This is a genomic window from Streptomyces sp. NPDC104309 (assembly GCF_055584025.1).
Map to the genome: position 1 here is coordinate 1 of NZ_JBVJMV010000050.1, position 21,903 is coordinate 21,903.

Genomic DNA, 21,903 nt, shown 5'->3' on the forward strand with positions numbered 1-21,903 from the left:
CTACGCCCGCACCGCCGCAGCCGAAACGCTCCTCGACGCCGCCTGTGCCTGACACTGAGTCAACCCCCGAAGGATTTCCGGAGCCGACCACTAAGGGCCGTCTGCGGCCATGGCCTCCCGCTGCTGTCCGCTGTTCGGCGGAGCCGGCCAGTCGGTGCCGGGCAGGGTGAGAGTCGCACGCAGCAGGTCCAGGAAGGCCGCGGCAGCGGGGCCGGAAGGACCATCCGTCCGCCAGGCCAGAGCCATCCGGGCGCGTAGCCGTGGTCCGGTGATCTCCAGCGTCCGTAGTCCGAAGGGTGACGCCGCGTCGCCCCGGAGCGCCGGAACCACCGCCACACCGAGACCACGGGCGGCGAGCTCGGCAAGGAACAGCGGGGCAGCTGCCTCGAAGGCGATGCGTGGCTGGAACCCGGCCTGCGCGCACGCTCGGTCGAGTACTCCTCGGATGCCCGTGCCGCGCGGCAGGCTGATCAGTGGGCGATCCCGGAGCTCGGCCAGCGGAACGCTCGTGCGGCCCTCGTGCGTGATGGCCGGATCGTCCGGGGGAACAGCGGCCACCAGGGGTTCGTCGACCACGACCTGGAGGGAGATGCCCGGTGGGGGTTCCTCGTCCGTCAGCCCGATGACGGCGATGTCGAGGTGCCCGCGATTCAGGGCGACGAGCATTCGCTGCGACGTGTCCTCGGTCAGGACGATCTCCACCTGTGGGTGGCCGTCGTGGAAGCCGGCCAGGATGGAGGCCAGGTCGAACTCGTGGGCGGCGGCGCCGGCCCCCGAGACGAGGCCGATGTGGACGTGGCCGCGGAGCAGCCCGGTGAACTCGTCCACGGTCTGCCGCACCGCTTCGACCGCGGTGAGTGCTGCCCGCGCGTACGGCAGTACGGCCTCACCCACTTCCGTCAGGGTCACCGACCGGGCGGAGCGGTCCAGCAGCGGCTGGCCGAGTTCCTTTTCGAGTTGTCGGATCTGGGCGCTCACCCCCGGCTGCGCCAGGTGCAGGCGGGCGGCGGCGCGGGTGAAGTTGGCTTCCTCCACCACTGTGACGAAGTACCGCAGCTGCCGAATGTCCATAACCGGTGATGCTAGCTGCGAGACATGCAAACTCTTGGACTTATGGCAGGGCTGCCGCGACCCTTGGTGCCATGGGGAAAGCGACGCACCAGAGACCAACTGCGGAGATCAGAGCGGCGATCGCGGCTGAACGCCGGGAGCTGGCGGCCATGCTGGACGGGCTGTCGGCCGAGGAATGGGACGCGCCGACCCTGTGCGCGGGTTGGCGCGTACGGGAAGTCGCGGCCCACATGTCGCTGGGGTTTCGGTACTCGTTCCCCAAGACGGCGTGGGAACTCGTCCAAGCACGAGGCAGCCTCCACCGGATGACCGATCGATGCGCGCATAAGGACGCGGCCACCCATTCGACGGGTGAACTCGCCGCAGCGCTCAGAGACAACGCGGACCACCCCTGGACGCCGCCGGTCGGCGGGTTCGCGGCGGCCCTGGGCCACGACGTGATCCACGGTCTGGACATCACGGTGGCGCTGGGCCTCGGCCGCCGGGTTTCCGAGGATCGCTTGCGCATCCTTCTGGAGAGCGTCGACGCCAGGACCCTCAAGTTCTTCGGAGCCGACCTCCACGGCATCGAACTCCGCGCCGACGACCTCGACTGGTCCTTCGGTGCCGGGACGCCGCTGTCCGGTGCCGCACAGGACCTGCTCCTGCTCACCTACGGTCGCAGGCTCCCTCCGGGGCGCCTCCACGGCGCATCGAGCGATCGCTTCGTGGCCACCCAGGCCTGACCGTGGTCACCCAGGTGTGCCGGGGGTGGCCCGCGAGCGGTCATCTCTTTGATCCCGAACAGCGCCGCCCGGACTTCCTCGGCGGAACGCGGTGCGACACCACCGCGGGGGGTGCATGGTGCCAGTCAGTTGGTCGAACAGACCCATCGCCCGAGCTCGTGAAGTGTGGATCGCGCCCCGCCGAGCCTGACCACCCGTGCGCGCCCGGTGAATCACACGGGAGGCCCCGACCGTGGTCGGGGCCTCCCTCTCCACGCTTTCGGTCCGGTGCCGGTTCGCGACGGCTCAGAAGTCGTCGGCGCCGTTGCGCGGCGCACGAACGGCATCGTCCAGCAGCCCGCCGGTGACCATCAGCCGGGGCAGTTCGGCTGAGGCAGGGCGCGAGCAGGCCGGCGATGTGGGTGTTCGCCCGCGGAGACGGCTTGCAGTACGCGCGCACGTTCTTCGCCCGTTCGCCGGTTGCGGGCGGCTCCTCCGGCACGGGGCGGCAGCGACTGCTCGGCAGCGCACACGCAACCACCGCCGACACTCAACCGGCCAGCCCTCCAAGAAGTTCCCAGGTACGGCGCCGCTCCGCGTCCCCGGCGATTTCGGTGCCCGAGAACACCACCTCCGTCGCCCCGGCATCCCGGTAACGCCGCACCTCGGCGGCGATCGCCCTCTCGTCACCGATTACCGCCACATCGGAGGCCCGCCGGGCGCCGGAGAGTTCGATGACACGTGCGTAGGACGGGATCTGCTCGTAGAAGGCGAGCTGTTCGGTGGCCTTCTCACGTACGGAGTCGACATCGTCGGTGACCACGCCGTGCACCAGCGCGACGATCCGGGGCGCGGGCCGGCCTGCGGCCTCTGCCGCCGCGGTGACAGCCGGAACGATGTGCTCGCTCAGGGCACGCGGCCCGGCGAGATAAGGCAGGATCCCATCCGCCAGCTCGCCGCTGGCACGCAACGCCTGGGGACCCATCGCGGCGACGAGCAACGGCACGCCGTTCTCGGCGCCCGGCACACGCGCGGGGATCGGCGTAGTGGCGGTGAGCAGCTCTCCGTGGAAGTCGGCGGTGCCGGTGTCGGTCAACTGCCTTAGAGCGGTGAGGAATTCACGCAGACGTGCGATGGGTCGTTCGAAGGGGATGCCGAAGCCCGCCTCGGTCAGGAGTTTGGTGCCGAGCGCCAGTCCGAGATGGTAGCGGCCGTGCGTGGCCGCCTGGGCGGTCTGGGCCTGACTGGAGACCAGCAGGGGGTGGCGGCCGAATACAGGAATCGCGGACGTGCCCACGTGCAGCCCCGGTACTTCTCGCCCGACGACTGCCGCGAGCTGGGGTGAGTCCGCGCCGAAGGTCTGCCCGAACCAGGCCGATCGCAGCCCGGCAGCCGCGGCCTCGTGCGCGAGCCGTACGGTGGCATCGATCTGGTTGGCGGCGTCGGTCGCGTTGAGTGCTACTCCTAGGGTCATGTCAGTGCGAACCAGCGGCGGTCGGCCACGCATTCCGGTTCGTGTGTGACAGCTCTTTGTCATTCGTGTGTACACGTCTGCTGCGTGCATCCGGCGGTTGGTCCGCCGGAGCTCGGTGACGGGAACCCTGCCTCCGTGCCGACTGCCGTGCTTCGGCACACGGGGACTGTGCCGAAGCACGACAGGCGTCACCGTCTTCCGCCGCCGGCGAAGATCGGGTCCGCGGCGGCGTCGAGCAGTGGCCCCCGCGTCGATGCGGGGGCGTGTCTCGCTCTTTGCAAGGCGCTCACAGTGGGAGCGTGTCGCTCACGGGTGCATCCGCGCGCCCTTGAGGACCTTGTCCACCGCGTTGCGCGGCCCGTAGACGGCCATCCCCACCAGATCGAGCTGGTCCTTTCCCGCGGTCCGCACAGCTGCCCGGTTGTCCCGGTCGTTGCCCGTGCTGAACAGGTCCGAGGTGAAGACGGCTGTCGGCAGTGAGCGGGACAGCGCACGAGCGTGCGCGGTGGTCAGCGTCTCCTTCGTCCCCTGGAAGACCAGCACGGGCTGGCGGAACATCGGAAGGTAGGTGGTGTCGTCCGCGTCCGCGTACGGCTCGCCGACCACCTCCGGTGACGCGGTGCCGAGCCCGCTGACCACGAAGGCGGTCACATTCAGCTGCTGCCAGGGCTCCAGGTCGTCGCGCAGCAGTACGGCGATCTTGGTGTCGAAGCGGACAGGTGCTTCCTCATGCCCCGTACCGGTCCCGATGCGGACCCCCGACTCGGTCTCATCCTTGATTCTCATGCTTCGAGACTGCCGGGCTCACGCCGTCTTGGTCTTGTACGTTCTTTGCGTGATGCCCCGGCAGGAAGTCTCCGCCTGGCGCCCGCCGGTCGCGGGTGTCGTGGAGGTCTTCCACGCCCACTTCACCGAGCACGCGTACCCCATGCACGTGCACGACGCCTGGACCCTGCTGATCGTCGACGACGGCGCGGTCCGCTACGACCTGGCCCGCCACGAGCGCGCCACTCCGAGCGACACCGTGAGTCTGCTCCCGCCGCAGGTCCCGCACAACGGCTCACCTGCCACCCCTCACGGCTTCCGCAAGCGCGTGCTCTATCTCGACATGTCGCAACTGGACGAAAGTTTCATCAACCCGGCGGTGGACAATCCTGACCTGGCCGATCGCGTCCTGCGCAGACGCGTCGGGCAGCTGCACACAGCCCTCGCCGGCCGCGGTGACGAGTTCGAGGCGGAGAGCCGTCTGGCCCTCATCGGCGAGCGCCTGCGCGAGCACCTGCGCCCCGGGCCGGCCGCCGCCGGTCCGGGGCCCGACCGCGGAGTCGCCCACGATCTGCGCGACCTCCTCGACGAGCGACTGCTCGAAGCCGTCACCCTGGCCGAGGCCGCACGCCTGTTCCACGCCCACCCCACGCATCTCGTGCGGGCATTCAGCGCCGCCTTCGGTATCGCACCCCATCAGTACGTGACATCCCGCCGTGTCGACCTGGCCCGCCGTCTGCTCCTCGACGGACAGCCGCCGGGCGAGGCGGCGGCCGCCGCCGGCTTCTACGACCAGTCCCACCTCACCCGGCACTTCAAGCGGATCGTGGGCATCACCCCGGGCCGGTACGCCCGAACCGGCGCCGCCGGTTGAGCACGTCCCGGACGGGGCCGGCCGCTGCCCCGAGGTGGCGGCGGCCCCGGACGGCGAACGACGTCCCTGTGCGGAGGGAGGGCGGCCGGGGTGGTGGCCCGGTTCGTGGCCTGATGTCGCGGCAGCGGCCCCCTCGTCCGTCCAGCGCCTGTGTCAGGGCCTCTTGAGGGCCTGGCCCGGGCGGGGCCGCGGTGCTCGGTGCGACGGTCGTCGGAAAAGAGCCGGTGCCCATGTCTTCTCTGGGTTCGGGAGGCGCTGTTACATTCCGGAAAACAAGAATTCATTTCAGTCTGTGACTGGAGGCTCCCATGACAACTGTCGATGGTGTTCCCACCGTGCGTGTGCCGGTGCGTCGAGAGTTGCCACCGTCGATGGTCGAGCGGGTGACGCTGATCATGGATGTGTTCGAGGGCCGGGAGGCCCGGCTGTCCCTGGAAGAAGTGGCCCGGTGCACACAACTGCCCAGGTCGACGGCGCACCGGATACTCGACCAGTTGGTGCGGCTGTGCTGGCTCGAGCACACCGGTCTCGGTTACGGGCTCGGCCGTCGCGCCCTCGGGCTCGGCGGGGGCGACGGCGTGCACAGCAGGATCCGTGAGGCCGCCGCCGCCCGGTTGCACCATCTGCAGATCAAGACCGGCATGGTCGTTCACCTGGCCGTGCTGGACGGAGCGGAGGTGTACTACCTCGACAAGGTCGGGGGCCGCTTCGCCGCGAGCGTCCCGTCGCGCGTCGGCGGCCGGGCGCCGGCCCATTCGACAGCGCTCGGCAAGGCCATGCTGGCCTGGCTCGAACCGGAGGACGTCGAGGGCAGGGCGGGCGACTCGATCACCCGTCAGACCCAGCGCACGATCGCCGACATCAGCACCCTGCACCAGGAACTCAACCGCATCCGGCGCCGTCACGGCCTGGCCTTCGAGCGCGGCGAGTGCTTCCCCGACATCGCGTGCGTCGCCACCGCTGTCCGCGGTCCCGAGGGCCCCGTCGCCGCCATCTCCCTGGTGGGGGACGCCTGGACCCCGCTGGAGAAGGTCGCCCCGCTGGTGGTGGACGCGGCCCGGCGGGTGTCCCTGGAATTGTTCCCCGGCCAGGAGGCGCCGGTCAGGCCGGCGCGCCGCGCGGCGGCCGTCGCGGAGGAGACGTGGTCGGCGCAGACCATGGACCGCCTGCTCGCCGCGGGCCAGTACGGCGACTGGCAGTAGGCCGCACACGGTGTCGGCGAACCCCCGCCCCGCACCCGGCGCACCCGGGCCCCGGACGGGGCGGACCCACGGTGCCCGGCCGGTCGCCGGGGGCGGCCCCGCTCACCCCCAGTGGTCGCCCCAGTCCCAAGGGTCGGGTGCCGAGACGGCCGGCGGGCTCTCGACGCCGAATCCGCCGCGGAAGAAGAGCATCGGCTGCCGGTCGGTCACGGTCTCCAGGGCGAGGACCCGGCCCACCACCACGTCGTGGTCGCCGGAGCCGCGCACCTCGTACACATCGGCGTGCACCCGGGTCAGGACGCCGTGCAGCGACGGCGTCCCCCAGCGGGAGAGTTCCCAGGGGAGTCCCTCGTACTTACGGCCCTTGCTGGAGCCGAACCGGTGGCACAGGTCCGTCTGTTCCGCGGCCAGGATGTTCACGGTGAACCGTCCCGACTCCCTGATCCTCGGCCACGCGCGCCCTCGGCGATCGGCGCAGAACAGGACGAGGGCCGGTTCGAGCGAGACCGACGCGAACGACTGGCAGGCGAACCCGACCGGATCGCCGTCCCGCCCGATCCCCGTCACCACGGTGACCCCGGACGCGAAGTTCCCCATGGCGCGCCGCATCTGCAGAGGTGTCGGCTCGGTCTCCTCATGGGTCTCGGACACGGACAGGGACTCTGCGGTCATCGGTTTCACCTCGGGGGACGGCGCGGTGGTGTGCCCGAACGTGGGCAGGGCCGAAGGTAGGACAGCGGTCGGCTGCGCCGGGGCGCCCGTTCCCGATGAGTGGAACGGTGTCCGGGCACGGGCCGCCGGACCGCGCCCGCACCCCCGTGACCGTACGCATCCCGCTGACCGAGACGTCCGCCGCGCGCTCCCCGAGGCCGTGGCTACCGTCCAGGAACCGATCAGACGGGACCAGTGGCCGACCGGGGCCGACGACCACCCGGAACCATCGGTCACCGGATCCAACGATCACCGAGGTCAATGAGGGCAGGGATGATGACGGAGCTGAGCCACGACTCCACACTGCGCGAACTCCCGACCGAGCAGGGCGTGTTGCGCTACCACGAGGCCGGCGACGGTCCGCCCCTGCTGCTGTTGCACGGCTCGGGGCCCGGGGTCACGGGCTGGCGCAACTACCGGGACAATCTCGGCGCGTTCGCCGAGCACTTCCGCTGCCTGATCCTGGAGTTTCCCGGCTTCGGGGTCAGCGACCCGGCCGACGGTCACCCCATGGCCACGGCGGCCTCGTCCGTGACGCGGTTCCTCGACGGGCTCGGGCTCCAGCAGCTCGATGTCATCGGCAACTCCATGGGCGGGATCGTCGGCACCCAGTTCGCCCTCGCCCACCCCGACCGGGTGCGCCGGCTCGTGACGATCGGCGGCATCGGGCGGAATGTCTTCAGCCCGGGGCCCGGCGAAGGCATCAAGCTGCTCACCGAGTTCACCGACGCCCCGTCCCGCGAGGGTCTGGTGCGCTGGCTGAACTCCATGGTGTACGACCCGTCGCTGGTGACCGAGGAGCTCATCGAGGAGCGGTGGACACAGGCCACCGACCCGGAGACCCTCGCCTCCGCCCGGCGGATGTACGGCAGTGCGGCGTTCGCGGCACGTGCCGCCGCCGCTGCCGCGTCCGACGACGCGCCCTACTGGGCCATGCTGCACCGGCTCCGGGCGAAGACCCTGCTCACCTGGGGCCGTGACGACCGGGTCAGCCCCGTCGACATGGCGATCCTGCCGATGCGCACCATCCCCGACGCCGAACTGCACGTCTTCCCCGACTGCGGCCACTGGGTGATGATCGAACAGAAGGCCGCCTGGGAGAGCGCGGTCCTCGCCTTCCTCACCCGTGAGGACGCGGCGTGAGCGCCGGAGCCCAGGAAGCTGCCTGGGACGAGGAGTTCGACTTCGTCGTGGTCGGCAGCGGCGGAGGCGGCATGGCCGCCGCCCTGACCGCCCGTGACAGTGGCCTGTCCACCGTCGTGGTCGAGAAGGGTGCCATGTTCGGCGGCACCACCGGCATCTCCGGCGGCGGCATCTGGATACCCAACAACCCCACCCTGCGGGCCAAGGGTCACGACGACAGCCGTGAGTCCGTCCGCAGCTACCTCGACCGGCTCACCGAGAACCGGGTACCGGGTGCCCGACTCGACGCGTACGTCGACCAGGGCCCGGCCGCGATGGAACTGCTCGGCCGGAGCCGCTGGATGCGGTTCTTCTGGGTCAAGGGCTATGCCGACTACCATCCCGAGTACGAAGGCGGCCGCCCGCTCGGCCGGTCCGTCGAGGCACTGCCCTTCGACACCCGCAAACTGGGCGAGGACGAGAAGTACCAGCGGCCCAACAGCCTCAAGGGCCCGCTCGGACTGTGGATCACCGCGAAGGACTACCGGAACCTCGCCATGGTCAAGCGGACCTGGCGCGGACGCTGGGCGTCCGTGATCGCCGCCTGGCGCGTCTCGTCCAACATGGTCGCCCGCCGTCACATGGCGACCGGCGGCCGGGCGCTGGTGGCCCGGATGCGCATGGCGCTGAAGGACGCGGGCGTACCGGTGTGGCTGCGCAGTCCGATGACCGAACTCGTCACCGACGGGCGGGGAAAGGTCACCGGCGTCGTCGTCACCCGCGACGGCAGGACCGTACGGCTCGGCGCCCGGTACGGCGTGCTCCTGGCCACCGGCGGGTTCGACCACAACCAGGAGATGCGCGAGAAGTACCTGCCCGAGGGCGGCCGGGAGAACCACAGCGCCGGAGCCGTCGAGAACGTCGGCGACGGCATCATCGCCGGCCAGGCGCTCGGCGCAGCCCTCGACTTCATGGACGACGCCTGGTGGATGCCGTCCGTGCACCACCCGTCCGGAGCGACGATCCCCCTGGTCTCCGAACGGTGCATCCCTCCGTCGTTGATCGTCTCCGGGACCGGCAGACGCTTCACCAACGAGTCGTCGCCGTATGTGAACTTCGTCCACGACCAGCTCGAAGGCCGGCACGTGCCCGCCTGGTTCGTGATGGACGCCAAGGCCCGCGCCCGCTACCCGTTCGCCCAGATCCTCCCCGGAATGCCGTTCCCCAAGGCGTTCTACGAGAACGGCACCGTGCACCGGGCCGACAGCATCGCGGAACTCGCCCGGAGCATCGGCGTCCCCGAGGACGCTCTCACCGACACCGTCGAACGGTTCAACGCCTTCGCCCGGACCGGCCAGGACACCGACTTCGGACGCGGCGACAGCGCCTACGACCGCTACTACGGCGACCCGACCCTGAAGAACCCCAACCTCGACGAGCTCGACAAGGCGCCGTTCTGCGCGATCCGCATCGAGGTCGGCGACCTCGGCACCAAGGGCGGCCTCGTCTGCGACGAGCACAGCCGGGTGCTGCGCGAGGACGGTTCGACCGTCGCCGGGCTGTACGCCACCGGCAACACCTCCGCGTCCGTGATGGCCAACGAGTACGCCGGACCCGGCGCCACCATCGGCCCGTCCATCGTGTTCGGCTACATCGCGGCCCGGCACGCCGCCGCGGCCCGCCCGGGGACCGGGACGACCGGAGGCGCCCCGTGAGCCCCGCGCCGCTGACCGTACGCGTCGTGAAGGTGATCCGGGAGACGGCCGAAGCGCACTCGCTGGTCCTGGAGCCCGCCGACGAGGACCGGGCCCGGTTCGTGTACAGACCGGGCCAGTTCCTCACCGTCCGGGTCCGCTCGGAGCGCCCCGGCGGAGCCGCCCGCTGCTACTCGCTGTCCAGCTCACCGGTGCGCGACGAGCAGCTGAAGGTCACCGTCAAGCGCACCCCGGGGGGCTATGCCTCCCACTGGATCTGCGACCACGTCACCGAGGGCGACACCCTGGAGGTGCTGCGGCCCGCGGGCACCTTCACCCCGGACTCGCTCGACGGCGACTTCCTGCTGTTCGCCGCGGGCAGCGGCATCACCCCGGTCATGTCGATCCTCATCTCCGCCCTGCACGCCGGGACCGGCTCCGTCACGCTCCTCTACGCCAACCGCGACGAGCAGTCCGTCATCTTCCGGGACGAACTGACCGCTCTGGAAAGGGAGTACGGCGTACGGCTCACCGTCGTGCACTGGCTGGAGTCCGTCCAGGGCCGGCCCACGGCGTCCGGTCTGCGGGCCCTCGCCGGACCGTACGCCGGGCGCCCCGCCTTCGTCTGCGGGCCGGGACCCTTCATGGACCTCGCCACCGGCGCGCTCACGGAACTGGGCTTGCCACCGCGACGGATCACGGTGGAGCGATTCACCTCACTGTCCGGCGACCCGTTCGCACAGCCGGAGCAGGAGCCGCAGCCGGAGCCCACCGGGCGTGTCAGCACCGCCGAGGTGGAACTGGACGGGGAGCGCCACACCGTCGACTGGCCCCGGAACACACCGCTGCTCGACGTACTGCTCGCCGCGGGACTGGACGCGCCGTACTCCTGCCGGGAGGGCAACTGCAGCGCCTGCGCCTGTGTGCTCGTCGAGGGCGAGGTGGCCATGGCGCGCAATGAGGTCCTCGACGCGCAGGACCTCGCCGAGGGGCTCGTCCTCGCTTGCCAGGCGCGCCCGGTCAGCGACCGGCTGAAGGTCACCTACGACGGCTGACCCGCCCTCTTCTGCGTACCCGCTCTCCGTACCCACTCGACCCGGATGAGGTTCGAACAGTGACCAAGGCGACCGCCGCGATCGTCGGATCCGGCAATATCGGCACCGACCTGATGTACAAGCTCCTGCGCTCCGAGGCCATCGAGCCGCGCTGGATGATCGGCATCGACGAGCAGAGCCCCGGCCTCAAGCGCGCCGCCGACCACGGCCTGCACACCGGCGCCGACGGCGTCGACGCCCTGCTGGCCGGTACGGAACGGCCGGACCTGGTCTTCGAGGCCACGTCCGCGTACGTGCACCGGGCCAACGCCCCCAAGTACGCCGAACTCGGCATCCAGGCCATCGACCTGACCCCGGCCGCGATCGGCCCGGCGGTGGTGCCCGCCGTCAACCTCGGCGAACACCTCGACGCGCCGAACGTCTCCCTCATCACCTGCGGCGGACAGGCCACCATCCCGATCGTGCACGCCGTCTCCCGGGTCACCGAGGTCGCCTACGCGGAGATCGTCGCGAGCGTCGCCTCACCGTCCGCCGGGCCCGGCACCCGCGCCAACATCGACGAGTTCACGCTCACCACGAGCCGGGGCATCGAGACGATCGGCGGCGCCGCCAAGGGCAAGGCGATCATCATCCTCAACCCGGCGGAGCCGCCGATGCTGATGCAGGACACCGTCTTCTGCGCCGTCCCCGCCGACGTCGACCGGGACGCGGTCACCGCGTCGGTCCACGAAACGGTCGCCCGGGTCGCCTCGTACGTGCCCGGTTACCGGCTGCGCGCCGAGCCGCAGTTCGACGAGCCGAGCGCGGTCAGTGGCGGTCTCGCCCGGGTGGCGGTGTTGATCGAGGTGGAGGGCGCGGGCGACTTCCTGCCCCCGTACTCCGGAAACCTCGACATCATGACCGCCGCCGCCACCGAGGTCGGCGAGGGCTTCGCCCAGCGGATCGTCGCCCGCCGCGCCGGCGCCTGATCACCGAGGAGTACACGAGTCATGCCCTACAGCCCCGACCTGGACATCCGCGTCACCGACTCGTCCCTGCGGGACGGCTCGCACGCCAAGCAGCACCAGTTCACCGTCGACCACATCACCTCCATCGTGGCCGCCCTCGACGACGCGGGCGTCCCCGTCATCGAGGTCACGCACGGCGACGGCCTCGGCGGATCCTCCTTCAACTACGGCTTCAGCCACACCTCCGAGCAGGAGCTCATCAAGGCCGCGGTGAAGACCGCACGGCGAGCGAAGATCGCCTTCCTGATGCTGCCCGGCCTCGGCCTCCAGGACGACATCCGCGAGGCCGCCGACAACGGCGCCGCGATCTGCCGGATCGCCACGCACTGCACCGAGGCCGACATCGCCGTCCAGCACTTCGGACTCGCCCGCGAACTGGGTCTGGAGACCGTCGGGTTCCTGATGATGTCGCACAGCCGGCCCCCCGAGGACCTGGCCCGGCAGGCCCGCATCATGGCCGACGCGGGCTGCCAGTGCGTCTACGTGGTGGACTCCGCAGGCGCCCTCGTCATGGAGCAGACCAGCGACCGCGTCGCCGCCCTGGTCGCCGAGCTCGGGGACGACGCGCAGGTCGGCTTCCACGGCCACGAGAACCTGGGCCTCGGCGTCGCCAACTCGGTGCTCGCGGTGCGCGCCGGGGCCAAGCAGATCGACGGATCGACACGCCGGTTCGGCGCGGGCGCGGGCAACACGCCCGTCGAGGCGTTCGCCGCCGTCGCCGAGAAGCTGGCCATCCGCACCGGCATCGACGTACTGAAGATCATCGACGCGGCCGAGGACGTGGTGCGGCCCGTCATGGACGGCGAGTGCCTGCTCGACCGCCTGTCCCTGACGATGGGCTACGCCGGTGTCTACTCCAGCTTCCTGAAGCACGCCGCCCGCCAGGCCGCCACCTACCAGGTGTCCGGCGCCGAGATCCTCATGGAGGCGGGCCGCCGCAAGCTCGTAGGCGGCCAGGAGGACCAGCTCATCGAGATCGCGGTCGCCCTCGCGGCGAAGAGCGACGCCAAGACCGCCAGCGCGCGGAACGTCCCGGGGAAGTGAGAACAGCCATGACCAATCCGGTACTTGAGGCCGTCGAGGCGCGCGCCGACGAGATCCGCGCACTCGGCCCCGCCAACGAAGCGCTCGGCAGGCTCGACGACCAGGCGGCGAAGATACTGCGGGACGTCGGTGCCATCCGCATGCTCCAGCCCAAGGCATACGGCGGGCTGGAACTGCACCCGCGCGCATTCGCCGAGACCGTCATGAAGATCGCCTCCTGCGACGGAGCCACGGGCTGGGTCGCCGGAGTCGTCGGGGTCCACCCGTGGGAGATGGCGATGGCCGACCCCCGGGTCCAGGAAGAGATCTGGGGCCAGGACCCGGACACCTGGATCGCCTCCCCGTACGCGCCGATGGGTCTGCTCCGGCCCGTCGACGGCGGCTATGTCTTCAACGGCCGCTGGCAGTTCTCCTCCGGCACCGACCACTGCCGGTGGATCTTCCTCGGCGGATTCCTCGCCGACAACGACGGCAATCGGCTCAGCCCCCCGCAGTCCGTGCACGTCATCCTGCCGCGCGCCGACTACGAGATCGTCGACGACTCCTGGGACGTGGTCGGGCTGCGCGGCACCGGCAGCAAGGACGTCGTCGTCAAGGACGCCTTCGTGCCGGCCCACCGGGTCATCGAGTACGCCAAGGTCGTGGACGGCTCCCTGGCCGTCGAGTCCGGGCTGGCCAACCCCGCCTACCGGCTGCCGTTCTCCGCCGCCTTCCCGCTCGGTATCACCGCCGCCGTCATCGGCATGTGCGAGGGAGCCCTCGCCCACCATCTCGCCCACCAGCGCGACCGCGTACAGATCACCGGCCAGGCCGTGAAGGACGACCCGTACGTCCTCTACGCCGTCAGCGACGCGGCGGCCGAGATCGCCGCCTCCCGCTCCGCGCTCCTGGTCAACGTCTGCGAGATGTACGACATGGTCGCCGCCGGCCGGGAGATCACCTTCGAGCGACGGGCCGTCGGCCGCCGCACCCAGTCCGCCGCAGCCTGGCGGGCCGTCCGCGCGGTCGACGAGATCGTGGCCCGCTCCGGCGGCAACGCGATGCGCCTGGACAATCCGATCCAGCGGTTCTGGCGCGATGTGCACACGGGCCTCGCGCACGCCATCCATGTGCCGGGACCGGTCTTCCACGCCGCGGCCCTGACCGAGATCGGCGTGGAGCCGCCGCCCGGCCCGATGCGCTCGATGATCTAGTGCTGTGGCCGGAAGAGTTCGCCGGGAAGCTCGCGGCGTCCGGTGGGGTGCATCGCACGGCGGAGGATCGCCCTCGTGCCGGACGCACTCGGGCGATGCGTCAACGAGGCGAGGTGCCGTGCCGGGCGTCGAGAGCCGGTGAACGTTTCCGGTCACAGCACCAGGGGCCTTCGTTCGGACCAGGCCGGATCAATGCGCGGCGCCGGGGCACGCGAGCCCGGCCCGCTCCGCACGAGAGGCCCCGGTGCGCCCCTGTGCCGGCCGGTCCGAGCCACTCCATCCGGCCCCGGCCGGCAGACGAGGGAGAAGAACACATGACACAGATCCGAGGGCTCGGATATCTCCGGGTCCAGACACGTGACATCGACCGCTGGCGCGAACTCACGGTGGAGGCACTCGGCTTCGCCGCGGGCTCGGGGCCGGACCCCGACGGCCTGTATCTGCGGATGGACGAGCGCCGCGCCCGGCTCGTCGTCCTGCCCGGCGACAGCGACCGGGTGCTGTCGGTCGGCTGGGAGGTGCGGGACCAGTTCGCGCTCGCCGCGGTCGGCCGCGCCGTCGAGGCGTCCGGTACGGCGGTGAAGGTGCTCAGCCGGAACGAGGCCGACGACCGCGGCGCCGAGCAGGGCATCACCTTCGACGATCCGGCCGGAGTGCCCGTCGAGGTGTTCTTCGCCCCGATCCTCGACCACAGCCCCGTGCTGACCGGTCTCGGCCAGCGGTTCGTCACCGGCGGTCAGGGGATGGGCCACGTCGTGCTGCCCACCACCTGCATGGAGGACACGGTCGCCTTCTACACCGAGGTGCTCGGCTTCCTGCCGCGTGGCGGAATCCGGCTCGGCGGCCAGTCACCCGACGCCCCGCCCCGCCGGGTGCGCTTCATGGGCGTCAACGAACGTCACCACAGCCTCGCCGTCTGCCCCGCCCCGCACGGCGAGGAGCCCGGCCTGGTGCATCTGATGGTCGAGGTGGACACCCTGGACGCGGTCGGCCGCGCCCTCGACAACGTGGGCAGACACGGCTTCTCGCTCTCCTCCACCCTGGGCCGGCACACCAACGACAAGATGGTGTCGTTCTACGTGCGGGCGCCCGGTGGGTGGGACATCGAGTACGGCTGCGACGGGCTGCGCGTCGACGAGACGCACTACACCGCCGAAGAGATCACCGCGGACAGCTACTGGGGCCACGACTGGTCCGGGTCCGAGCCACTGGCCGCTTTCAGTCCGCCCGGCGCGGCCACATGACCACCGCACGGCCGGTGACACCGGTCCGCGCCGAGACCGTCACCCGCTACGACGCCCGGACCGACGTGCTGGTCGTCGGCTTCGGCTGCGCGGGGGCGGCCGCCGCGTTCGAGGCGGCCTCGGCGGGCGCCGACGTCCTGGTCCTGGAACGGGCGGGCGGGCCCGGCGGGTCGTCGGCCCTGTCCGGCGGTGAGCTGTATCTGGGCGGCGGGACCCCGGTGCAGCAGGCGTGCGGCTTCGAGGACAGCGCGGACGACATGCTCGCCTACCTCAGGGCGGCCCTCGGGCCGCACGCCGACGAGGAGAAGTTGCGCCTGTACTGCGACGGCAGCACCGAGCACTTCCAGTGGTTCGTGGACCGGGGGCTGACCTTCGAGCCGACCCTGTGGGACGCGCCGACCTGGATGCCGACCACGCGGGACGGCCTGATGTGGCTGGGCGAGAACGCCTGGCCGTACAACGAGCTCGCCCGGCCCGCGCCGCGCGGGCACCGGTGCGCCACCGAGGCGTACGGCGGCTGGCTGGTGATGGAGAAGCTGGTCGCCGCCGCCCAGGGAGCCGGGGCCACTGTGCACGCCGACACCCTGGCCACCGCGCTGGTCGTGGACGACACGGGCCGAGTCGTGGGCGTCACCGCCCGCCACCACGGCGAGGACCTGACGTACCGGGCCGACAGGGCCGTGGTACTGACCACCGGCGGCTTCGTCGACAACGAGGCGATGCTCGCCGACCACGCCCCGCACCTCATCGGCCACGGAAAGGTCAGTGACGGCCTCGACGACGGCAGCGGCATCAGAATGGCCTCCGCGATCGGCGCCGCCACCCGGCGGATGGGCGTGGTCGAGCTGGCGCTGACGGCCCTGCCCGCCATGGCCACCCGGGGCATGCTGGTGAACGCCCACGGGCAGCGCTTCATCAACGAGGACGTCTACCCCGGTCTGTTCAGCGTGGCCGCGGTGCTGACCCAGCCCGCGCCCTACTGGGTGATCATCGACGAGGAGGGCTACGAGTCGATTCCCGAGAAGGAACGTTGGGGCGTGATCCCGCGGTTCGTCACGGAGACGCTGGGGGAGTTGGAGACAGAACTCGGCATGCCGCCGGGTGCCCTGGAGTCGACCGTCGGCGCCTACAACACGTATGCGGCGCGTGGGAAGGACCCGTACTTCCACAAGGACGCGCGCCGGCTCAGGCCCTTGAAGGGGCCGTTCGCGGCGGTCGATCCGAGGATCGGCTTCCACCAGGGCGGTCGGCAGAGTGCCGGGGCCGGGACGGGGGTCGCCGGCTTCACTCTCGGGGGCCTGCACACCACCGTGGACGGTGCCGTGCTCGACGTGTCCGGTGAGGCGGTGCCAGGTCTGTTCGCGGCGGGCCGGGCGACCTCCGGCATCCACGGCGAGGGGTACATAAGCGGCACGTCGCTCGGCGACGGGACGTTCTTCGGGCGCCGGGCGGGTGTCGCCGCCGCCGACGGCGCCTGAACGCGGAAGGGGCCGGGTACGCGCGACAGGCGCGTACCCGGCCCTTTCGGTGCGTCCGCCGGAACGGGGGTTGAGGAACATCCGTGTCAGATCGTGCGCGAAGCCTTCGCGGCTCTGATCGACGCTTTGACCTGGGCTGATCGTACGGCGCAGCCTTCGCGGGTCGATGTTGTCGATCTCCGGAGGACCTGGTGGCGGTCGAGTTCCTGTCGGATCAACAGGCAGCCCAGTACGGGGCGTTCAACGAAACGCCGTCTCGTACGGAGTTGGACCGGCGCCGACCAGGCGTTCACCTCGATCACCGGCGGCGAGGCGCGGTTGCGGGACCTGCACGTGACGATCGCCGGGCTGCTGGTCGCGCACGGCTGCAACGTCGGCTCCACGCCGGTCATCGGCGGGATCGACGTGCTGAAGTACGGCACGTTGTCCCACGTCGACCAGACGTATCTGCGGCTGGCCACCTACCGGGCCGCGAACGCCACGCTCATCGAGCACCAGGCGGCCATCGGTCTCGCGCAGGCGTGGGGCGGTGGGCTGGTCGCCTCGGTCGACGGGATGCGGTTCGTGACCCGGGTACCCCTGACGAGGAATGACCGTGTGGACATCGCTACGGCCTGCTAACGTCTCTGGCATGAAGCGCGCTGCTATGACGACGACGCCGGAGAGTGTCCCGGCGCGCTGACAGATGTTCTAGTCCGAAGCCCCGGGGCGAGTGCCCCGGGGCTTCGCCTCGCGGTCACTCGCCCGATGTCCGCGAGGAGACCGCCATGCATGACCATCGCAAGCTCGGCCGTGAACTGGGCCTGTTCGACACCGACCCGCTGATCGGCGCGGGCCTGCCGTACTGGCTGCCCGACGGCGCGGCCGTGCGGCACACCCTGGAGGAGTACATCCGCTCCGCCGAGCGGCGAGCGGGGTACCGCCACGTGTACTCGCCGGTGCTCGGCAAGCGGGAGCTATACGAGATCTCGGGACACTGGGCGCACTACAGCGACGACATGTTCCCCCCGATGGACCTCGGAGGGGAGCAGGTCGTGCTGCGGCCGAGTCTGTGTCCTCATCACGCGGTGATCTACCGCTCCCGCTCCCACAGCTACCGCGAGCTGCCCCTGCGCATGGCCGAGCTGGGAGGCATGTACCGCTCCGAACTCTCCGGCGTGCTCGGCGGGCTGACCCGGGTCCGGGCCATCCAGCTCAACGACGCGCACATCTTCTGCACTCTGGACCAGGTCGCTGAGGAGGCGCAGGCCGCGCTGGAGATGATCCGCCGGGCGTACGAGGCGCTCGGCATCACCCCGACCCGCTACCGGCTCTCCCTCCCGGGTCCTGGTGGCAAGTACGTCGCCGCCCCCGAGAAGTGGCAACAATCCACCGCCCTGCTGACCGACGTCCTCGACCGCTCCGGCCTGCCCTACGAGGCGGCCGAAGGCGAGGCCGCGTTCTACGGCCCCAAGATCGACGTTCAGGTCACCGACGGCGCCGGCCGGGAGTCCACCCTCTCCACCGTCCAGGTCGACTTCCACCAGCCCGAGCAGTTCGACCTGCACTACATCGGCGCGGACGGCGCCAAACATCGCCCGGTCATGGTCCACCGCAGCATCATCGGCAGTGTGGAGCGAGCCGTTGCCCATCTCATCGAACAGCACGGCGGAGCCTTCCCCGCCTGGCTCGCCCCCACTCAACTGGTGATCCTCCCGATCTCCGACACCGAACTGCCGAATGCCGCAGCCCTCGCCCAGCGATGCACCACCCTCGGACTCCGAGCCGAGATCGCAGGACCCGATCGCGGCACTCTGGGCGCCCGTATCCGAGAGGCCCGCCTGGTTCCGTACCAAGCCGTCATCGGCGCCAAGGAAGCCGCTGACGACCACGTCGCAATGCGTCTGCGTGACGGACGCCGACTCGACCCGCAGCCGGTCAGCGACGTACTCACTCGCATCACTGCTCTCGTCGATGCCCACAGCACCGACCTGTGGAGCAACACTGCCGCATAGCAGGCGGTGCGGTCAGCGCCTGCTATCACCCGGGGCGAGGAGGCTGGTGATATCCGCGAGGGCGTCGGGGGAGGGCTTGAAGTAGCGGCGGACGTTCTCCGGCTTCTTGTGTCTCGACTTGGCCATCAGCATCAGCAGGCTCGCCCCGGCCTCGCCGAGGTAGGTCAGCGAGGAGTGACGGTACTCGTGCAGGTCCCAGCCCGTTCCCGGCCCGCGCACCGCAGTGTGCTGGTCGAGAAGGGCGCGGGCCTGCCCGTACGACAGCCGGGCCAGCCCGGTGTCCGGGCACACGTCGCGCGGACTGACGACCTTGCCGGGGCCAGGCTTGCGGTGGGTGACGAACACCGGTCCGCGCGTACGGCCCTTGAGCAGGCGAGGCAGGAGCCGGGCGGTCCCGGCGTCCCAGTAGACGGTCTCCGGTACGAAGTCCTCGCGCACAGCGCCACGGCGGCGCGTGCGCGGCCGGGCGCCCTTGGCCTTCACCGGAGCCCGGAGCCCGGCGAGGTCCAGCTCCTCGATGGTGACCCCGAGGATCTCCTCCGCCCGGCCGCAGGTCTCGTACAGCATCCGGTAGAACGTCTTCTCCCGGAGGTGGACGTCACGTCGGGCGATCAGCCTGTCGACAGCCATCTTCGAGCGGACCGGGGTCTCGGAGTCCGGCGGGGTGAGTCGCTTCGCCCACGCCGGCACCTTCGGGCAGTCGTACCCCCGCTCACCGCACCATCCGAGCCAGGACGATACGGAGGCCCGGCGCGCGTTCCACGTGTTGACCGCAGACTCGCCCCACAGCAGTTCGAGGGTCTCGCCGATCTCGTCGTCGGCGACCGACCCGAGCGGGCTTGTCTCGCCGAGCCGTTCGGCGGTCTTGCCGACCCCGATCCCGTAGTTGCGGATCGTGTTCGGGTTGCTGAGCGAGTCGAGGAACGCGTCCGCCGCGGTGCGGACGGTGAGCGCCTTCCCAGCGGGTAGTCGAACGACGGTCGGCACCGATTCCCCTCTTACCGCAGATAACGGGGCGACTTCACGTAAGGACCGAAAGCGGGCGCCGCAGGTCGTGATCGGCTATCCCGCAGATAATAGGGCGTTATCTACGGGAGACTTCAGGCGGGTCCGGCCGCCGACGCTCCGTCAGCCGCCCGCCAGGGCCGACGTCGGCTTAGCGCACGATCTGACATGGATGTTCCTCAACCCCCGGAACCGAGGGGGAAGGGCTCCGACGGCGACCGGCTCGGCGGAGGTGCGAGGCGGACCGAGACCGGGACAGGACCGGAGCCGGCCCGCCCAGAAGTCAGGTCCGCAGGTCAGGCCCCCGATTCGGGCGCCCTCCCGGGGGCATCGGGGACCGGGGCGCCGTCTGCGCCGTCCACGATCGCGAGCGTGCCCCGCAGGGCGGACTCGCGGATCGTGTCGCTCAGGGACCGGCAGCCCTCGAAGTCTCGGGCGGCCGGATCGCGCTCCGCGCAGAGCGCCATGGACCGGCCGTCCCACTGGACGCTCGTCTGCCGCCGGCTGCTCTTGCGCACCAGGACCTGGGCGCCGCACCGCTCACAGGCCAGCGGCCGCATCGGGGGGCCGTCGGCGAGCCGGTTGTCCAGCCATCGGCCGGGCCGGTCGTCGAGCCGCATCAGGCCGGCCGGCCTTCGGCGGCGGCTTTGCGGGCGAGGTTCGCCTCGACCTCGTTCTGCCACGCCTCGACGGGCCGCGTGGTGTCCAGCTCGAACTCGAAGCGGTCGATCATCTCCGCCCTCACATCGGCGACATCCACATAGAACTGCTCGTACCAGCGCCGAAGTTGGTAGACCGGCCCGTCCTCCTCGCAGAGCAGGGGGTTGTCGATCCGGCTCTTGTTCTTCCAGATCTGTATGTCCTGCTCGAAGCCGAGCTTGATGAACTGCGCCATGCCGGAGGCGAGTTCGTCGGCCGCCTCAGCCGAAAGGGACGCCGACCGCTTGACGATGATCCCGTACTGGAGCACGAACCGGTCCGCGTCGACCGGATAGTGACAGTTGATCAGGACCGACTGCACATCGCCGGTGTCGTAGTGGTAGGTGAGGTCGTCGATCATGAACGACGGGCCGTGGTACGCGGCCACCGAGTCGCTGCCGGTGGTCTTCGGCTTGCCGTCCTGCTCCTGCGGGCGGGCGTCGGGCCTGCCGGTGCCGCGCATGTACTGGGTGGCGGTGTGTCCCTCGAAGACGTTCTTGAAGTACGTGGGGAAGGAGTAGTGGACGTAGAAAAAGTGGGCCATGTCCACGACGTTGTCGACGACTTCACGGCAGTTGGCGTCGACAACGGTCTCGTACCAGAGCCAGTCGGTCCACTCGTCGCTCGTCGCGCCCTCGATGCGGGGGATACGCGCATCGGCGGGCGGGGGATTGCCCTCCGGGTCGTTCCAGACGAAGAGCATGCCGTCCTGGTCCAGCGTCGGCCAGGACGCCGTGCGGGCCCGCAACGGAACCCGCTTGGAGTACGGGATCTGCTTGCAGCGGCCGTCGCCGCCCCAGCGCCAGTCGTGGAACGGACAGGCGACCTGATCGCCCTTGACGGTGCCCTGAGAGAGGTCACCGCCCATGTGGCGGCAGTACGCGTCCAGGACGTTGAGGGTGCCGTCGCCCGCCTGGAACACCACGAGCTTCTGGCCGAAGGCCCGCACCGAGTGCGGCTTGCCGTCCCGGTACGTCTCCGCGAGGCCCAGGCAATGCCAGCCGCGCGCGAAACGGGCGGGTGCCGCACCCGCCTCGATGGCCCTGACCTCGTCGTGTGCTGACTCGACTGTGCTCACGTTGTTCTCATCCCCTCATCAGGACGCGTGGTCTCCAGGGTCCGGACGGTAGGCCCGGACGCAGGCACCCGGACGGGGAAGTCCCACTGACCGGAACCGGCGCCTCCCGGCCCGCCGTCGACCGGTCCCGCTCGGTGGGACCGGGCCCGCGCCGCCCTGCCCGCGGGGGTACAGTCCGCCGCCTTGTCCGCAGACGGATACGGCGAAGGGGGCCGTCCTCGGTTTCTCGCTGTCCCTGGCCGCGGAGGTCCCGCACCGCGGCATCCGGGTCTTGCCCGTGTCGCCCGGTTCGGTAGCCATCCCGCCGGCCGGGCCGCATGTGCTGCCGCCGGATCTCGGCGCCTCCTACTACGGGCGCATCCGGGCGCCGTTCGGGACCGCCGAGCCGGAGCAGATCGCGGGGGTGATCGCCTTCGCGGCGTCGCGGGACGCGGCCTACCTCGCCGGGGCGGAACTCCGGGCCGACGGTGGCTCCCACATCTGAGAAGA

The 21,903-nt window shown here is 70.7% G+C and carries 19 protein-coding genes and 2 pseudogenes; 14 read left to right on the forward strand and 7 right to left on the reverse strand.

What is annotated here, in order from left to right:
- Nucleotides 1-90 precede the first annotated feature (90 nt).
- Entirely contained in the window at nucleotides 91-1,071 is a 981-nt protein-coding gene (locus ACZ68L_RS39520; protein ID WP_469587680.1) for a LysR family transcriptional regulator, read from the reverse strand.
- A 71-nt stretch (nucleotides 1,072-1,142) separates the two neighbouring features.
- On the opposite strand from ACZ68L_RS39520, the gene ACZ68L_RS39525 reads away from it, so the two are divergent.
- Complete coding sequence (locus ACZ68L_RS39525; RefSeq protein ID WP_469587683.1) at nucleotides 1,143-1,796, forward strand: maleylpyruvate isomerase family mycothiol-dependent enzyme; 654 nt, start codon at nucleotides 1,143-1,145, stop codon at nucleotides 1,794-1,796.
- 529 nt (nucleotides 1,797-2,325) lie between these two features.
- Here the strand turns inward: ACZ68L_RS39525 and ACZ68L_RS39530 are convergent.
- Together ACZ68L_RS39530 and ACZ68L_RS39535 are read right to left on the reverse strand one after the other, a co-directional pair.
- On the reverse strand, nucleotides 2,326-3,249 hold the full coding sequence (locus ACZ68L_RS39530; protein WP_469587685.1) for an LLM class F420-dependent oxidoreductase: 924 nt from the start codon (nucleotides 3,247-3,249) through the stop codon (nucleotides 2,326-2,328).
- A gap of 306 nt (nucleotides 3,250-3,555) precedes the next feature.
- Nucleotides 3,556-4,035 (reverse strand): DUF2000 family protein, encoded by a 480-nt coding sequence (locus ACZ68L_RS39535; RefSeq protein WP_469587688.1) that lies wholly within the window; start codon nucleotides 4,033-4,035, stop codon nucleotides 3,556-3,558.
- A 52-nt stretch (nucleotides 4,036-4,087) separates the two neighbouring features.
- Here ACZ68L_RS39535 and ACZ68L_RS39540 point away from each other — a divergent pair, with 52 nt between their 5' ends.
- Both ACZ68L_RS39540 and ACZ68L_RS39545 read left to right on the forward strand, forming a co-directional pair.
- The gene (locus ACZ68L_RS39540; RefSeq protein ID WP_469587690.1) at nucleotides 4,088-4,888 is read left to right on the forward strand and encodes a helix-turn-helix transcriptional regulator; all 801 of its coding nucleotides are present in this window, start codon (nucleotides 4,088-4,090) and stop codon (nucleotides 4,886-4,888) included.
- 371 nt (nucleotides 4,889-5,259) lie between these two features.
- On the forward strand, nucleotides 5,260-6,090 hold the full coding sequence (locus tag ACZ68L_RS39545) for an IclR family transcriptional regulator (protein ID WP_469587803.1): 831 nt from the start codon (nucleotides 5,260-5,262) through the stop codon (nucleotides 6,088-6,090).
- A gap of 102 nt (nucleotides 6,091-6,192) precedes the next feature.
- Here ACZ68L_RS39545 and ACZ68L_RS39550 read toward each other — a convergent pair whose 3' ends face one another.
- The gene (locus ACZ68L_RS39550; protein WP_469587692.1) at nucleotides 6,193-6,762 is read right to left on the reverse strand and encodes a flavin reductase family protein; all 570 of its coding nucleotides are present in this window, start codon (nucleotides 6,760-6,762) and stop codon (nucleotides 6,193-6,195) included.
- Between the two features lie 312 nt (nucleotides 6,763-7,074).
- Between ACZ68L_RS39550 and ACZ68L_RS39555 the strand changes: the two genes are divergently transcribed.
- The 10 genes and pseudogenes from ACZ68L_RS39555 (at nucleotide 7,075) to thrS (ending at nucleotide 18,632) form a co-directional block, all read left to right on the forward strand.
- Nucleotides 7,075-7,944, forward strand: coding sequence for an alpha/beta fold hydrolase (locus ACZ68L_RS39555; protein WP_469587694.1), 870 nt, complete (start codon nucleotides 7,075-7,077; stop codon nucleotides 7,942-7,944).
- Nucleotides 7,941-9,638 (forward strand): FAD-binding protein, encoded by a 1,698-nt coding sequence (locus tag ACZ68L_RS39560; RefSeq protein ID WP_469587695.1) that lies wholly within the window; start codon nucleotides 7,941-7,943, stop codon nucleotides 9,636-9,638. Before ACZ68L_RS39555 ends, ACZ68L_RS39560 begins: the two co-directional genes overlap by 4 nt.
- Nucleotides 9,635-10,672, forward strand: a complete 1,038-nt coding sequence (locus tag ACZ68L_RS39565; RefSeq protein ID WP_469587700.1) for a 2Fe-2S iron-sulfur cluster-binding protein — start codon at nucleotides 9,635-9,637, stop codon at nucleotides 10,670-10,672. The genes ACZ68L_RS39560 and ACZ68L_RS39565 overlap by 4 nt, the downstream gene beginning before the upstream one ends.
- 59 nt (nucleotides 10,673-10,731) lie before the next feature.
- Nucleotides 10,732-11,640, forward strand: coding sequence for an acetaldehyde dehydrogenase (acetylating) (locus ACZ68L_RS39570; protein ID WP_469587705.1), 909 nt, complete (start codon nucleotides 10,732-10,734; stop codon nucleotides 11,638-11,640).
- A gap of 21 nt (nucleotides 11,641-11,661) precedes the next feature.
- Nucleotides 11,662-12,723, forward strand: a complete 1,062-nt coding sequence (gene dmpG, locus ACZ68L_RS39575; RefSeq protein WP_469587707.1) for a 4-hydroxy-2-oxovalerate aldolase — start codon at nucleotides 11,662-11,664, stop codon at nucleotides 12,721-12,723.
- Between the two features lie 8 nt (nucleotides 12,724-12,731).
- Nucleotides 12,732-13,916 carry an acyl-CoA dehydrogenase family protein gene (locus ACZ68L_RS39580; RefSeq protein WP_469587710.1) on the forward strand — a complete coding sequence of 395 codons (1,185 nt, stop codon included), beginning with the start codon at nucleotides 12,732-12,734 and terminating at the stop codon, nucleotides 13,914-13,916.
- A gap of 314 nt (nucleotides 13,917-14,230) precedes the next feature.
- A complete protein-coding gene (locus ACZ68L_RS39585; protein ID WP_469587713.1) occupies nucleotides 14,231-15,160 on the forward strand; it encodes a VOC family protein in 930 nt (309 codons plus the stop codon).
- The gene (locus tag ACZ68L_RS39590) at nucleotides 15,157-16,638 is read left to right on the forward strand and encodes an FAD-dependent oxidoreductase (protein ID WP_469587716.1); all 1,482 of its coding nucleotides are present in this window, start codon (nucleotides 15,157-15,159) and stop codon (nucleotides 16,636-16,638) included. The genes ACZ68L_RS39585 and ACZ68L_RS39590 overlap by 4 nt, the downstream gene beginning before the upstream one ends.
- Nucleotides 16,639-16,896: 258 nt before the next feature.
- Nucleotides 16,897-17,217: pseudogene (locus ACZ68L_RS39595) on the forward strand (Tn3 family transposase); the annotation flags it as partial.
- A gap of 86 nt (nucleotides 17,218-17,303) precedes the next feature.
- Complete coding sequence (gene thrS, locus ACZ68L_RS39600) at nucleotides 17,304-18,632, forward strand: threonine--tRNA ligase (protein WP_469587718.1); 1,329 nt, start codon at nucleotides 17,304-17,306, stop codon at nucleotides 18,630-18,632.
- Nucleotides 18,633-18,644: 12 nt separating this feature from the next.
- On the opposite strand, the gene ACZ68L_RS39605 is transcribed toward thrS, so the two are convergent.
- The 3 genes from ACZ68L_RS39605 to ACZ68L_RS39615 form a co-directional block, all read right to left on the reverse strand.
- Nucleotides 18,645-19,619 carry a site-specific integrase gene (locus ACZ68L_RS39605; protein WP_469587721.1) on the reverse strand — a complete coding sequence of 325 codons (975 nt, stop codon included), beginning with the start codon at nucleotides 19,617-19,619 and terminating at the stop codon, nucleotides 18,645-18,647.
- Between the two features lie 314 nt (nucleotides 19,620-19,933).
- Nucleotides 19,934-20,257: a ferredoxin gene (locus tag ACZ68L_RS39610; RefSeq protein WP_469587724.1), complete on the reverse strand. Its 324-nt coding sequence runs from the start codon at nucleotides 20,255-20,257 to the stop codon at nucleotides 19,934-19,936.
- On the reverse strand, nucleotides 20,257-21,414 hold the full coding sequence (locus ACZ68L_RS39615; protein ID WP_469587727.1) for a Rieske 2Fe-2S domain-containing protein: 1,158 nt from the start codon (nucleotides 21,412-21,414) through the stop codon (nucleotides 20,257-20,259). Before ACZ68L_RS39615 ends, ACZ68L_RS39610 begins: the two co-directional genes overlap by 1 nt.
- Before the next feature lie 211 nt (nucleotides 21,415-21,625).
- Here ACZ68L_RS39615 and ACZ68L_RS39620 point away from each other — a divergent pair.
- Nucleotides 21,626-21,898 (forward strand): annotated as a pseudogene (locus tag ACZ68L_RS39620) (SDR family oxidoreductase); the annotation flags it as partial.
- Nucleotides 21,899-21,903: the final 5 nt, after the last annotated feature.